Below are 14,124 nucleotides of genomic sequence, written 5' to 3' on the forward strand. Positions count from 1 at the left end.
CCGCCCGCCTCGCTGTACGGCCGGACGCCGCCACGCGCGGCCCGGCACCGAGCGCCCCTCCTTCCGACTTTGCCTGCATGACTCGAATCGTCAACCGCCCGTGTTCGCCCGCCGATGAAGCCGCGCTGATCCGCCACGGCCTGCACCCGATTTTGGCTCGTCTTTATGCCGCCCGCGGCGTACGGCTGCCCGATGAGATCGAAACCGCCCTCACCCGGCTCGTGCCGCCCGTCGAACTGAAGGGGACGGACGAGGCGGCCGCGTTGCTAGCCGATGCGATCGCGCAAAGAAAACGCATGCTCGTCGTGGCCGATTACGATTGCGACGGCGCAACGGCTTGCGCGGTTGCCGTGCGGGGCCTGCGGATGTTCGGCGCGCACGTCGACTATCTCGTGCCGAACCGATTCGAATACGGCTATGGCCTCACGCCCGAGATCGTCGAGCTGGCGGCGAGCCGTAAGCCCGATCTCTTGATCACGGTGGACAACGGCATCGCCAGCGTGGACGGCGTGGCCGCGGCCAACGCACGCGGCATCGACGTGCTCGTGACGGATCACCACTTGCCCGGCGAGACGCTGCCCGCCGCGCGGGCGATCGTCAATCCGAACCAACCGGGCTGCGCCTTTCCGAGCAAGTGCATCGCCGGGGTGGGCGTCATGTTTTACGTGCTGCTCGCGCTACGGGCGCGGCTGCGCGAGAGCGGCGCGTTCGCCGCGGGCGGCCCGGCCGAGCCTCGGCTCGACGGCTTGCTCGATCTCGTCGCGCTCGGCACCGTTGCCGACGTCGTCAAGCTCGACGGCAACAATCGCGTGCTGGTGGCGCAAGGGCTCACGCGTATTCGCCGCGGCCGCATGCAGCCGGGCATCGCCGCTCTCTTCCGCGCGGCCGGGCGCGATGCGCGCAACGCCTCGGGCTTCGACCTCGGCTTCGCACTGGGGCCGCGCTTGAACGCCGCGGGGCGGCTCTCGGACATGTCGCTCGGGATCGAGTGCCTAACCACGGACGACGTCGGCCGCGCCTGGGAGCTCGCGCAACAACTCGACGCCATGAACCGCGAGCGGCGCGAAATCGAAGCCGGTATGCAACAGCAGGCGCTCGAAGAAATCGCCACGCTCGATCCCGATGGCCGTGCGACGATCACACTATTCAACGAAAGCTGGCACCAAGGCGTGATCGGCATCGTCGCGGGCCGCCTCAAGGAAAAATATCACCGGCCGGCATTCACGTTCGCGCTCGCGGACGATAAGGGAGAACTCGTCAAGGGTTCCGGCCGCTCGATCCCGGGATTTCATCTGCGCGACGCCCTCGATCTGATGGCCAAACGCGAGCCCGATCTGCTCGCCAAGTTCGGTGGTCATGCGATGGCGGCGGGCGTGACGCTGGCCGCGCGTGACGTGCCGCGCTTCGCGGCCGCGTTCGAGGCGGTCGCCCGTGACGCGTTGGACGAGGACGCCCTCGCCCGCGTCGTCGTAACGGACGGCGAGTTGGAGGAAGCGTATTTCACGCCGCAAATCGTCGAAATGATCGACGCCGCCGTCTGGGGCCAGGGCTTTCCCGCGCCGACTTTCTCGGGCGAGTTCGACGTCGTTTCGCAGGCGCTCGTGAAGGACAAGCATTTGAAGCTGCAGTTGGCGCGCGGCCGCCAACGCTTCCAGGCCATCTGGTTCAACCATACGGAGACGCTGCCCGCGCGAGCGCGCGTCGCCTACCGGCTCGCGGCCGATAGCTGGAACGGCGTCGTGCGGGTGCAGATGATCGTCGAGCACGCGGTCAGCGCGTAAGCGGCCTGCCGAACCGCGCCGGCCGAGCCGGGAGCCGTGGCGGGCGGTCGTAGCCGCCCGCCGATCGGCTATAATTTCTCCTTTTTACGAAGCAAAAAGATCGACATGGAAGCCGAACGCCTGAACGCGATCGAAGGCTCTCTGGCAGACCTGCGCCGACGCGCGGGCGAGCTACGGGGGTATCTTTGACTACGACGCCAAATTTGCGCGCCTAGCGGAAGTCAACAAGGAACTCGAAGATCCGAACGTCTGGAACGACTCGAAGCATGCCCAGGCCCTCGGCCGGGAAAAGAAAACGCTCGAAGGCGTCGTTCTGACCCTCTCCGCCCTCGATGCGGACCTGCGCGATGCGCAGGATCTGTTCGACATGGCGCGTGAGGAAGGCGACGACGATACGCTCGTCGCCTGCGAGGAAGATGCGCAAAAGATCGAGGCGCGCGTCGCCGATCTGGAATTTCGCCGGATGTTCGCGAACCCGGCCGATCCGAACAATGCGTTCATCGACATCCAAGCCGGTGCCGGCGGCACCGAAGCATGCGATTGGGCGTCGATGCTGCTGCGGCAGTACCTGCGCTATTGCGAGCGCAAGGGCTTCAAGACGGAAGTGCTCGAAGAGTCGGAAGGCGACGTCGCGGGCATCAAGAACGCGACGATCAAGGTCGAAGGCGAATATGCGTACGGCTTTTTACGCACGGAAACGGGCATTCACCGCCTCGTGCGCAAGTCGCCGTTCGATTCGTCGGGCGGCCGGCATACGTCGTTCTCGTCGGTGTTCGTCTACCCGGAAATCGACGATTCGATCGAAGTCGACATCAATCCGGCCGACTTGCGTATCGACACCTATCGCGCGTCTGGCGCCGGCGGCCAGCACATCAACAAGACCGACTCGGCCGTGCGGATCACGCACATGCCCTCGGGTATCGTCGTGCAGTGCCAGAACGATCGCTCTCAGCACCGCAACCGCGCCGAAGCGATGGCGATGCTGAAATCGCGCTTGTACGAAGCCGAGATGCGCAAGCGTCAAGCCGAGCAAGACAAGCTCGAATCGAGCAAGACCGACGTGGGCTGGGGCCATCAAATCCGTTCGTACGTGCTCGATCAGAGCCGTGTGAAAGATTTGCGCACCAACGTCGAAATCAGCAACACGAAGGCCGTGCTCGATGGCGACCTCGACGAATTCATCAGCGCTAGCCTGAAGCAAGGCGTTTGAGCGCAGCGGATACACCCATGACCGAATCGACTCTCCCCACCGTCGACGCAGCCGTCGACGAGAACAAGATCATCGCCGAGCGGCGCGAGAAGCTGCGCGCGCTGCGCGACGCGGGCATCGCCTACCCGAACGATTTCCGCCCGACGCATCACGCTGGCGAGCTGCAATCGCAGTACGAGCAGACGGACAAGGAAGCGCTCGAAGCCACGGCGCTGACCGTCTCCATCGCGGGCCGCATGATGCTCAAGCGCGTGATGGGCAAGGCCAGTTTCGCCACCGTGCGCGACGGCTCGGGCCAGATTCAATTTTTCGTCACGCCGGCCGACGTCGGCGAGCAGACCTACGAAGCCTTCAAGAAATGGGACCTCGGCGACATCGTCGCGGCTCGCGGCGTGCTCTTTCGCACGAACAAGGGCGAGCTGTCGGTTCGTTGCACGGAGCTGCGCCTGCTGTCGAAATCGCTGCGTCCCCTGCCCGACAAGTTCCACGGCCTCTCGGATCAAGAGACGCGCTACCGTCAACGCTACGTCGACCTGATCGTCACGCCCGAGGCGCGCAATACGTTCGTCGCCCGCACGAAGGCCATTTCGTCGATCCGCAAGTTCATGTCGGACGCCGAGTTCATGGAAGTCGAAACGCCGATGCTTCACCCGATCCCGGGCGGCGCGGCAGCCAAGCCGTTCACGACGCATCACAACGCGCTCGATATGCAGATGTTCCTGCGCATCGCGCCCGAGCTCTATTTGAAGCGTTTGATCGTCGGCGGCTTCGAACGCGTCTTCGAAATCAACCGCAACTTCCGTAACGAGGGCGTGTCGCCGCGGCACAACCCCGAGTTCACGATGATGGAGTTCTACGCCGCGTACACGAACTACACGTGGCTCATGGATTTCGTCGAGCAGTTGATTCGCCAAGCGGCGATCGATTCGCTCGGCACGGCGAACATCGTCTACCAGGGCCGCGAGCTCGATCTGTCCAAGCAGTTCCATCGCCTGACGATCACGCAGGCGATCCGCAAGTACGCGCCCGACTACACCGACGCGCAACTGGCCGACGCCGCATTCTTGCGTACCGAACTGAAGCGTTTCGGCGTCGACACGACGCAGCCCACGTTCCTGAACGCGGGCATCGGGGCGCTGCAATTGGCGCTGTTCGAGGAAACGGCCGAATCGCAGCTCTGGGAGCCGACCTACATCATCGACTACCCGGTCGAGGTATCGCCGCTCGCCCGCGCCTCGGATTCGGTCGAAGGCATCACCGAGCGCTTCGAGTTGTTCATCACGGGCCGCGAAATCGCCAACGGCTTCTCGGAGTTGAACGACCCGGAAGACCAGGCCGCGCGCTTCAAGAAACAAGTCGAGCAGAAGGATGCCGGCGATGAAGAAGCCATGTATTACGACGCCGATTACATCCGTGCGCTCGAATACGGCATGCCCCCGACGGGCGGCTGCGGCATCGGCATCGACCGTCTCGTCATGCTGCTCACGGATAGCCCGAGCATCCGTGACGTGATCCTGTTCCCGCACCTTCGTCGCGAGGACTGACGAGGCAATCGCGATCACGAGTTTGTAACGATCGGTAAAAGCCGTCCGCAGCCGCGCTGCCGACGGCTTTTTTACTTTCGATCCGGCCCTCGTAAAGCGCCGCGCGTGCCGCATCGCGCCGAGCCGCCGCATCCGGCCCCCGCTTCACGCTCGACGGCGGCGTTACAAATTGAAACGACGGGGTCCGTGCGATGACGGACACTATCGCTGTCGTCATACACAAGCAAAGGGCCTCTTTCAATTCGGACGGAGGTACACCATGAATAACCCGACCACATCGCCCCGCCGCCTACATCCGCTCATCGCGGTCGCCGCGGGCACCGTCATCGTCGCAAGTCTCGCCGCCACCGCCGCCATCACCGGCGTGTTCCCGAAGGCGTCGAGTTCCAGCGTTCAGAACGATCAATCGCAAACCGCGCAAGTCGGATCGCAGCCCGTCGTCGATACCGCGGCCCCGGCCCCCGCAACGAACCAGCAACAGCCGGGTAACGAGCCCGCGCAGGCCCAAGCCGTGCAACGTGCGCCGGGGCAGGTACCTTACTCGAGCCAGCCCGGCCAGCCCTCCTACGCGCAGCAGCCGCCAAGCCCGAGCGCGCCGGCGGGGCAACAGCTCGCCCAACAACCCTATGCGCAGCAATCGCAACCGTATGCACAGCCGCAACAGCCGAGCGGTCAGTCGGCGTATTGCGCGAGTTGCGGCACCGTCGAATCGATCGTGACGGTTCGTCATGAAGGGCACGGCACGGGCATCGGCGCCGTCGGCGGCGCCGTGGCCGGCGGCTTGCTCGGCAATCAGTTCGGCCGGGGGACGGGCCGCGCGGCCATGACCGTGCTGGGTGCCGTCGGCGGCGGTTTCGCCGGCAATTCGGTGGAAAAACACTTGCGCAGCGACACGGATTATCAAGTCCGGGTACGCATGGAAAACGGCCACTTGCGCTACTTCACGTATCGCCAAGCACCGCCGTTCCAACAAGGCGAGCGCGTGCATGTCGAGCGCGGCACGCTCGTAGCGGGCTAGCGCAAACGCCCCGTCATCGCGCCACGCCGCCGGCTGCGGACAATCGGCGGACGTAAAAAAGGCGACCCGGTCATGATGAACGGGGTCGCCTTTTTTTACGCCGATGCGCGACGGCTAGTCGCCCACCGCGCTCGACGCTTCACTCGGCAGCGTCTTCGATCCAAGCCAATTGGATCGCTTCCAAGATTTTTTCGCTCGATCGATCGGGGTCGTCGTTGAAGCCGTCGAGCTCCATGACCCACCGATGCAGATCGGTGAAGCGAATCAATTGCGGGTCGATCTCGGGGTGTTTGTCGGTGAGGGCCATTGCGATTTCTTGTACGTCGGTCCACTTCATGGCTGCTCCTCCTTTAAAGTCTTAATGACACTGACCATCGTAACGGCTAGTGATTCTCTTTCGCGTGGTTGATCGTGTAGCGCGGGATCTCCACGACGAGATCCTTATCTTGCGGCACGCGCGCTTGGCACGACAGCCGCGACGTAGGCTCGAGCCCCCAGGCCTTGTCGAGCAGATCGTCTTCGTCCTCCTCCGACGGCTCGAGCGCTTCGAAACCTTCACGCACGATCACATGACATGTGGTGCAAGCGCAAGACTTTTCGCATGCGTGCTCGATCTCGATACCGTGCTCGAGCAGCGCATCGCAAATGCTTTCACCCGGCGCGGCCTCGAACACCGCCCCCTCCGGGCACAGTTCGACGTGGGGCAGGACAACGATTTGAGGCATAGGGAATTCCGTTCTGACTATATGGTGCGGGGCGGCGAGCGCCGACGCTCGCCTGTCATTGTAGAGCGGCACGCCGCCCGTTAGATTTCGTCGAGCTTGCGGCCTGTCAGTGCCTGGCGGATGCTCTTATCCATGCGCCTCGCGGCGAACTCGTCGGTCTCGGCGGCGAGCGACTTCGTTGCCGCCTCGATCGCATCGGCGTCCGAACCCTGCGCCGTTTCTCGCAAGCGCCCGAGGGCTTGCTCGACCTGCGCGCGCTCGTCGTCGGCGAGCAATTCGCCATCGGCCGCCAGTGCCGCCTGCGTCGCTTCGATCAAACGCTCGGCTTCGACCTGCGCCTCGCGCAACGCCCGGGCGCGCATATCGACCTCCGCCGTGCGGAAACTATCTTCGAGCATGCGAGCGATGTCGTCATCGGCCAAACCATACGAGGGTTTGACGACGACCGACGCCTCGACGCCCGAATGCTGCTCGCGGGCGAACACCGACAGCAAGCCGTCGGCATCGACTTGGTACGTCACACGAATGCGCGCCGCCCCGGCCGTCATCGGCGGAATGCCGCGCAGCTCGAAGCGCGCCAGCGAGCGGCAGTCGGAAACGAGTTCGCGCTCGCCCTGGACGACATGAATGGCGATGGCCGTCTGGCCGTCCTTGAACGTCGTGAACTCTTGCGCGCGGGCGACGGGAATCGTCGAGTTACGCGGAATGATTTTTTCGACGAGCCCCCCCATCGTCTCGACACCGAGCGACAGCGGAATCACGTCGAGGAGCAGCCAATCGTCGCCGGTGCGATTACCCGCGAGCAGATCGGCCTGAATCGCCGCACCGAGCGCGACGACTTGATCCGGGTCCAGATTGGTCAACGGCGGTTGTCCGAAAAACGCTTCGACAGCCTCGCGTATCACCGGCATACGCGTGGCGCCGCCGACGAGCACGACGCCTTTCACGTCGCTCGCGGCGATCTTCGCATCGCGCAATGCTTTCTTGGTCGGCACGAGCGTGCGTTCGACGAGCGAATGCACGAGCTGCGCGAACCGAGCCTGCGTCACTTCCACGGCGATCGGCGTGCCGTCGGACAGCGTCGCCTCGACCGTCACTTGCGGCGCCGCCGACAATGCCTCTTTCGCCGAGCGCACACGATCGAGCAGCAGACGCACGTCCTCGGGCGCGAGCCCTTGCGGCGCAAGGCCCGCCTCGGCCAAGACGTGACGGTACAGAACGTGGTCGAAATCGTCGCCGCCGAGCGCGGAATCGCCGCCCGCCGCCAGGACTTCGAACACACCCTTGGTCAGCTTCAGAATCGATAAATCGAACGTACCGCCGCCGAGATCGTAGACGGCGTACAGCCCTTCGGCGCCTTGATCGAGCCCGTAGGCGATGGCTGCCGCGGTCGGCTCGTTGAGCAGACGCAAGACGTTCAGACCGGCCAGCCGGGCCGCGTCCTTGGTGGCTTGACGCTGCGCTTCGTCGAAGTAGGCCGGCACGGTAATGACGGCGCCGACGAGTTCATCGCCGAGCGAATCCTCGGCGCGTTGCCGCAGCGTGGCGAGGATCTCGGCCGACACTTCCACGGGGCTTTTCACGCCGTCGATCGTACGAATCTGCACCATGCCCGGCGCGTCGATGAACTCGTACGGCGCGTTCTCCGCTCCCTCGACCTCGCTCTTGCCCCGGCCCATGAAGCGCTTGACCGACACGATCGTGTTGCGCGGATCGAGCACGGCCTGCGCTTTCGCCAGATGGCCGATGCGCCGGCCGCCGCGTTCCAGATAACGCACGACGGAGGGCAGCAGGACACGGCCTTCCTCATCAGGCAGCGCCTCCGGGACGCTATTGCGGACGGCGGCGACGAGCGAATTCGTCGTACCGAGATCGATGCCGACGGCGAGGCGCCGTTGATGCGGCGCGGGCGCCATGCCGGGTTCGGAGATTTGCAGTAAGGCCATTCTGATCTATATGGGTTCGTTCATCGTCGCCATTGCGGCGAGAACTCTATTATCCTGCGGGCGCGAACTCGGCGCGCTCAGTCTCAATGTTCGAGCCGCTCGATTTGGTGCGCGATCTCGCCGGCGAGGCGCTCGAGAAACATCAACTGCCGCACGGCCTCGGCGGCCGGTTGATCGGCGCCCGTATCGAGCAGCACCGCGAGCCGCTCGAAGCGCACGCGCTCGTCCTCGCGCAACTCGCCCTGCAAGGCCATCAACTCGCTGACGTTGCGCGCATCGGCCGCATCCTCCACCCGTTCGCGCCACTCCATCTGCTGCATCAAGAACGCGGGCTCCATGGCCGTGTTCTCGGCGGCGCCCACGTCGATCGCACGCAGCGAAAGCAGGTAGGTGGCCCGCTTGAGCGGATCGCGCAACGTCTGGTAAGCCTCGTTCGCGCGCGTGGCCCACTGCATCGCGACGCGCTTTTGCGCCTCGCCGGCGGCGGCGAAGCGATCGGGGTGAACTTGGGCCTGCACGGTCCGATAGGCATCTTCCAGCGCCTGCAAGTCGAGCGTAAAACGCGCGGGCAGATGGAACAGGTCGAAATGGCTGTCTTGGATCGAGGACATGGGGTCTATCGGGAGTCAATCGCCGAAAAAGCGTATCGCGCGCGGCCTGCCGGCAAGCACGCCGCGGCGCGGTACTACGCGCGCCGCCTAGAAACAAAAAGGCGGCCACCGCCGCCTTCTCGCCCGAGCGCGGGGCACGGGTGCGTCATACGCGGAACGACTCGCCGCAACCGCATTCGTCCTTCACGTTCGGATTGTTGAACTTGAAGCCTTCGTTCAACCCTTCGCGCGCGAAGTCGAGTTCGGTGCCGTCGATATAGGCGAGGCTCTTCGGATCGACGACGACTTTCACGCCGTTGCACTCGAACACCTGATCTTCCGGTTCGAGTTCATCCACGTACTCGAGCTTGTAAGCAAGCCCGGAGCATCCCGTCGTGCGTACGCCCAGGCGCAGGCCGAGTCCCTTGCCGCGACGGACAAGGTACTTCTGCACGTGCGCCGCGGCTTTTTCGGTCAAAGTGATCGCCATGATGCGGGTGCGCTTACGCGACTTGCTGCTTTGCCTCGTCGGCCGCTTGCGCGGAACCGTGACGCTGCTTGTAATCGGCCACCGCCGCCTTGATCGCGTCTTCCGCGAGGATCGAACAGTGGATCTTGACCGGGGGCAAGGCGAGCTCTTCGGCGATCTGCGTGTTCTTGATCGAGAGCGCTTCGTCGAGCGTCTTGCCCTTCACCCATTCCGTGACGAGCGAGCTCGACGCGATGGCCGAACCGCAGCCGTACGTCTTGAACTTCGCATCTTCGATCACGCCGTCGGCGCCCACGCGAATTTGCAGCTTCATGACGTCGCCGCAGGCCGGTGCGCCCACCATGCCGGTACCGACCGTATCGTCGTCCTTGGCAAACGAGCCGACGTTACGCGGGTTTTCGTAATGATCGAGAACTTTGTTGCTGTAAGACATGATCAAACTCCTAGATTCGTTTGGCGTGTGCGGTGACGAGCGCTTAGTGCGCGGCCCACTTGATCGTCGACAGGTCGATGCCGTCTTGATGCATTTCCCACAGCGGCGACAAGTCGCGCAGCTTGGCGATCTTGTTGTTGAGCAGGTTGATGACGTAATCGACATCTTGTTCCGTCGTGAAGCGGCCGACCGTGAAGCGGATCGAGCTGTGCGCGAGTTCGTCGTTGCGGCCCAGCGCGCGCAGCACGTACGAGGGCTCGAGCGAAGCCGAGGTGCAAGCGGAGCCAGACGACACGGCTACGTCCTTGATCGCCATGATCAACGATTCGCCTTCGACGAAATTGAAGCTGATGTTCAGGTTGTGCGGCACGCGGCGCTCCATGTCGCCGTTGACGTACACCTCTTCCATTTGAGTCAGGCCATGCAGCAAGCGGTCGCGCAACATGCGGATGCGTTCGTTTTCCGTCGCCATTTCCTCGCGCGCGATCCGGAACGCTTCGCCCATGCCCACGATTTGGTGCGTGGCCAGCGTGCCCGACCGCATTCCGCGCTCGTGGCCGCCGCCGTGCATTTGCGCTTCGATGCGCACGCGCGGCTTGCGGCGCACGTACAACGCGCCGATGCCCTTCGGGCCATACGTTTTGTGCGCCGAGAACGACATCAGATCGACCTTCAGGCGGCTCAGATCGATTTCGATCTTGCCCGTCGCTTGCGCGGCGTCGACGTGAAACACGATGCCCTTCTCGCGGCAGATCTCGCCGATCGCTTCGATATCCTGAATCACGCCGATCTCGTTGTTCACGGACATGACGGATACGAGAATCGTGTCGGGACGCAGCGCGGCCTTGAATACGTCGAGATCGATGAGCCCGTCGCTCTTGACGTCGAGATAGGTGACCTCGAAGCCCTCGCGTTCGAGTTCGCGGCACGTATCGAGCACGGCCTTGTGCTCCGTCTTCACGGTGATGACGTGCTTACCCTTGCTCTTGTAGAAGTGCGCGGCACCCTTGAGCGCCAGGTTGTCCGATTCCGTCGCGCCGGACGTCCAGATGATTTCGCGCGGATCGGCGTTCACGAGCGCGGCGACATCCTCGCGCGCTTGCTCGACCGCCCGCTCCGCTTCCCAGCCGTACGAGTGGCTGCGCGACGCGGGATTGCCGAACTGCTCGCGCAGATACGGGATCATTTTGTCCACCACGCGCGGATCGACAGGCGTCGTCGCGCTGTAGTCCATGTAAATGGGCAGGTGGGGCATCTGGTTACTCATCAATGGCTCCGGGGGAAATCGTTATGGCTTTCGGTTCGTCGCGTCTCACGAACTCGCGATATTGAATACGGAATTCGGCCCTTTCGGCACGGCACGCGCCGCCTCGACGGCAGGGCTTTCGGTGCGCCTGTCGCGCAACACGGCAGGCGACCCTTCCCGCGCGCGCTGCTGATCGACCAAATCCTGCAGCGACACGGAATCGAGGTACTCGACCATTTTTTGGTTCAGCGTCGACCACAACTCATGCGTCATACAATGGCCGTCGTGCTGCTTGGTGCCCTCGCACGAACCCTTGCCGCCGCATTGCGTGGCATCGAGCGGTTCGTCGACGGCGATGATGATGTCGGCCACCGTCACTTCCTGCGCCCGGCGAGCGAGGTTGTACCCGCCACCGGGCCCACGCACCGATTCGACGATCTCGTGGCGGCGCAGCTTCCCGAACAACTGTTCGAGGTAGGACAACGAGATCCGTTGACGCTGGCTGATACCGGCGAGCGTCACCGGACCCTGCTCCTGGCGCAATGCCAGGTCGATCATCGCCGTGACGGCGAAACGGCCTTTAGTGGTGAGTCTCATAGGGACGGAAAACCAGAATTCTCGACGATTTTGGTCAAGTATAAATACATGACGTTTTTAGTCAAGTATCCCCCCTTTATAGGCCCGGGTATTGGTGCCGGAATGAGCACGACGGCCGCCTATGGCTGTGCCAGCTCGGTGCGCAGATGCGCGAGCAGCCCTTCGCAAGCGGCTTCGACCTGATCGAGTACCGTTTCGAACCCTTCCCCGCCGCCGAAATAGGGATCGACTACTTCGCGGCCGCGCGCCGACGGCGCGAATTCCATCAGCAAACGCACGCGCTCGCGGCGCTCGGGCGGACATAGCCGGAGCAGATTGCTGACGTTTTCATCGTCCATCGCCAGCAGCAAGTCGAACCGATCGAAATCGGCCACGACGACTTGGCGAGCGCGCAGCGGCGACAAATCGTAGCCGCGCGTGCTTCCGGCGCGTTGCGCGCGTGCATCGGGCGCCTTGCCGACGTGCCAGTCGCCGGTGCCCGCCGAATCGATCCGGATCTGCTCGCCGAGCCCGGCGGCTTCGACCTGTGCGCGCATCACGGCCTCCGCCGTCGGCGAGCGGCAGATGTTTCCCAGACAGACGAAGCAAATAGAGACGGTTTTCATCGATCACGCCGCAAACGCGCGGGGGCCTCGGCCGAACGCAACTGCGCCGGAACGCGCGGTGGAGGCGCCGGCCTGAATTGAGTTCGTCATTATATCGGGCGGCACTCGGTCACGAAGCCTGCTGCGCGGCGGCCGGTGCGACGCCTTGGCGCACCGAGGAAGCCGTTTGGGGCACGCCGGCGTCGATCAATCCATAGGACACGGTGCGCGCCAATTCCGCCGTCACTTGGTCGGCAGCCAGCGGCTCGCGCGCCGCACCGGCGCCGCCGTACGCACGCAAGACAGCGAGAACGATCAGCGCTATTGCCAGCGCGACCGGCCAGTACTGGGAAAAATCGCCCGATCTTGTCGTTCTCATATTCGCGCCCCTTTCGCGGCGGGTCCGCGCCGATCGCGCACCCGCACTCATCCATGGCACGTATTCTATAAAGGCTATCTATCGAGACAAAGATGGGAATAGCGAATTCAGCGTTGCGTTCCGATAAACAATGAAGCCCGTCTGCCGCGCTCAGCCTTGATGGCTGCGCTGCGCGGCGTACAACTCCCGAAACGTGCGGCCCACCGGCGCCGGCATCTCGCGCGTGGCCGTCCACCCTTGGCCGAACGGCAGATGCGCGATCGAGCGCCGGCTTCCGCCCGCCCGCTCGAGCACCCTCACCGCCAGCTTCGTGACGAGCGCATAGAGCGTGGGCCGCATCGCGACGAATCCCCAGAGCGCCAGTCCCGCGCGCTCCGAGAATGGCCGTAAGCGACGCTCGACTTGCTTCTCGCGCAGCTTGCGCAAGAGATCGGAGATCGGGATGCCGACGGGGCACACCGCGTTGCATTCGCCGCACAGCGTGGCGGCCTGCGGGAGATCGAGCGCCTTGTCGAGCCCCACGTAGCTCGGCGTGAGTACGGACCCCATCGGTCCGGGATAGACCCAGCCGTAGGCATGGCCGCCGATCTTCTGATAGACGGGACAGTGATTCATGCAGGCGCCGCATCGAATGCAGCGAAGCATCTCTTGGAACGCTCCGCCGATGAGACCGGTGCGGCCGCCATCGACGAGCACCACGTAGTTGTGCTCGGGCCCGTCGAGGTCGCCCTCGCCGCGCGGCCCGGTCAGCAGCGAGAAGTAATTGGCCGCGATCTGCCCGGTGGCGCTGCGCGGCAAGAGCCGCATGGCCAACGCAAGATCCTCGAGCGTCGGCAGCACCTTTTCGATACCGGTGACGGCCACGTGCACGCGCGGCATGACCGTGCACATGCCCTCGTTGCCCTCGTTCGTCACGAGCGCGACCGAGCCGGTCTCGGCAATCAGAAAGTTGCCGCCCGTCACCCCCATGTCCGCGGACAGGAAATGCGGACGCAGCACCTCACGCGCCTCGCGCGTCATGTCGGGAATTTCGTTGAGCCGCGCCCGGCCGTGCGTGGCCGCGAACAGATCCGCGATTTCTTCTTTGTCCTTGTGAACGACCGGCGCGATGATGTGGCTCGGCGGTTCGTTGTCGTTGATCTGAAGAATGTATTCGCCGAGGTCGGTTTCGATCGACTGCACGCCCATCTCGCCGAGCACGGCGTTCAGCCGCATTTCCTCGGACACCATCGACTTCGTCTTGATGACCTTTTTCACGTCGTGCTTGCGCGCGATCTCGGCGACGAGCCGCGCCGCGTCGCTCGTCGTCTCCGCGTACAAGACCGTCGTGCCGCGGCGCGCCGCTTCACGCTCGAACGTTTCGAGCCAGACATCGAGGTTCTCGAGCGCCCGGTTACGGCGCGCCTTCAATTCCGAGCGAGTGGCCGGGAAATCGATCGCCTGCATCGCCGCCGCCCGCGCCGACACGAATTTCGTCGATAGTTTCTTCAGGTTCTGTTGCAAGCGCGGATTGGCCAAGCTGTCCTTGGTGCGCGCCTTGAAGTGCATCGATTGAACTTGCATGGAGGGGCTCGCTCGGTT

15 protein-coding genes are annotated in these 14,124 nt (G+C 64.0%); 4 read left to right on the forward strand and 11 right to left on the reverse strand.

Annotation, left to right across the window (positions count from 1 at the left end):
* Window positions 1-77: 77 nt before the first annotated feature.
* The 4 genes from recJ (at window position 78) to C0Z18_RS01335 (ending at window position 5,553) form a co-directional block, all read left to right on the forward strand.
* Window positions 78-1,781, forward strand: a complete 1,704-nt coding sequence (recJ, locus tag C0Z18_RS01320; RefSeq protein WP_102643542.1) for a single-stranded-DNA-specific exonuclease RecJ — start codon at window positions 78-80, stop codon at window positions 1,779-1,781.
* 105 nt (window positions 1,782-1,886) lie between these two features.
* A protein-coding gene (gene prfB / locus C0Z18_RS01325; protein ID WP_102643543.1) for a peptide chain release factor 2 occupies window positions 1,887-2,991 on the forward strand; the annotation gives its coding sequence in 2 pieces (ribosomal slippage) (window positions 1,887-1,967 and window positions 1,969-2,991; 1,104 coding nt in all).
* A 17-nt stretch (window positions 2,992-3,008) separates the two neighbouring features.
* A complete protein-coding gene (gene lysS / locus C0Z18_RS01330; protein WP_102643544.1) occupies window positions 3,009-4,535 on the forward strand; it encodes a lysine--tRNA ligase in 1,527 nt (508 codons plus the stop codon).
* A 259-nt stretch (window positions 4,536-4,794) separates the two neighbouring features.
* Window positions 4,795-5,553, forward strand: coding sequence for an outer membrane lipoprotein (locus tag C0Z18_RS01335; RefSeq protein WP_102643545.1), 759 nt, complete (start codon window positions 4,795-4,797; stop codon window positions 5,551-5,553).
* Between the two features lie 139 nt (window positions 5,554-5,692).
* On the opposite strand, the gene iscX is transcribed toward C0Z18_RS01335, so the two are convergent.
* The 11 genes from iscX to C0Z18_RS01390 form a co-directional block, all read right to left on the reverse strand.
* On the reverse strand, window positions 5,693-5,890 hold the full coding sequence (gene iscX, locus C0Z18_RS01340; RefSeq protein WP_102643546.1) for a Fe-S cluster assembly protein IscX: 198 nt from the start codon (window positions 5,888-5,890) through the stop codon (window positions 5,693-5,695).
* Between the two features lie 46 nt (window positions 5,891-5,936).
* Complete coding sequence (gene fdx, locus C0Z18_RS01345; RefSeq protein WP_102643547.1) at window positions 5,937-6,278, reverse strand: ISC system 2Fe-2S type ferredoxin; 342 nt, start codon at window positions 6,276-6,278, stop codon at window positions 5,937-5,939.
* An 80-nt stretch (window positions 6,279-6,358) separates the two neighbouring features.
* On the reverse strand, window positions 6,359-8,224 hold the full coding sequence (hscA, locus tag C0Z18_RS01350; RefSeq protein WP_102643548.1) for a Fe-S protein assembly chaperone HscA: 1,866 nt from the start codon (window positions 8,222-8,224) through the stop codon (window positions 6,359-6,361).
* Between the two features lie 83 nt (window positions 8,225-8,307).
* Window positions 8,308-8,835, reverse strand: a complete 528-nt coding sequence (gene hscB, locus C0Z18_RS01355) for a Fe-S protein assembly co-chaperone HscB (RefSeq protein WP_102643549.1) — start codon at window positions 8,833-8,835, stop codon at window positions 8,308-8,310.
* 145 nt (window positions 8,836-8,980) lie between these two features.
* Window positions 8,981-9,304, reverse strand: a complete 324-nt coding sequence (iscA, locus tag C0Z18_RS01360; protein ID WP_102643550.1) for an iron-sulfur cluster assembly protein IscA — start codon at window positions 9,302-9,304, stop codon at window positions 8,981-8,983.
* Between the two features lie 13 nt (window positions 9,305-9,317).
* Window positions 9,318-9,737, reverse strand: coding sequence for a Fe-S cluster assembly scaffold IscU (iscU, locus tag C0Z18_RS01365; RefSeq protein ID WP_102643551.1), 420 nt, complete (start codon window positions 9,735-9,737; stop codon window positions 9,318-9,320).
* A gap of 43 nt (window positions 9,738-9,780) precedes the next feature.
* On the reverse strand, window positions 9,781-11,004 hold the full coding sequence (locus C0Z18_RS01370) for an IscS subfamily cysteine desulfurase (protein ID WP_102643552.1): 1,224 nt from the start codon (window positions 11,002-11,004) through the stop codon (window positions 9,781-9,783).
* A gap of 45 nt (window positions 11,005-11,049) precedes the next feature.
* Complete coding sequence (gene iscR, locus C0Z18_RS01375) at window positions 11,050-11,580, reverse strand: Fe-S cluster assembly transcriptional regulator IscR (RefSeq protein WP_102643553.1); 531 nt, start codon at window positions 11,578-11,580, stop codon at window positions 11,050-11,052.
* Window positions 11,581-11,699: 119 nt separating this feature from the next.
* A complete protein-coding gene (locus tag C0Z18_RS01380) occupies window positions 11,700-12,185 on the reverse strand; it encodes a low molecular weight protein-tyrosine-phosphatase (protein ID WP_102643554.1) in 486 nt (161 codons plus the stop codon).
* Window positions 12,186-12,294: 109 nt separating this feature from the next.
* The gene (locus C0Z18_RS01385) at window positions 12,295-12,543 is read right to left on the reverse strand and encodes a hypothetical protein (protein ID WP_102643687.1); all 249 of its coding nucleotides are present in this window, start codon (window positions 12,541-12,543) and stop codon (window positions 12,295-12,297) included.
* 150 nt (window positions 12,544-12,693) lie between these two features.
* Window positions 12,694-14,106 (reverse strand): lactate utilization protein B, encoded by a 1,413-nt coding sequence (locus C0Z18_RS01390; protein WP_102643555.1) that lies wholly within the window; start codon window positions 14,104-14,106, stop codon window positions 12,694-12,696.
* Window positions 14,107-14,124 lie beyond the last annotated feature (18 nt).

Origin of the sequence: Trinickia dabaoshanensis (genome assembly GCF_002879885.1) — a bacterium.
Taxonomy (GTDB): Bacteria; Pseudomonadota; Gammaproteobacteria; order Burkholderiales; family Burkholderiaceae; genus Trinickia; species Trinickia dabaoshanensis.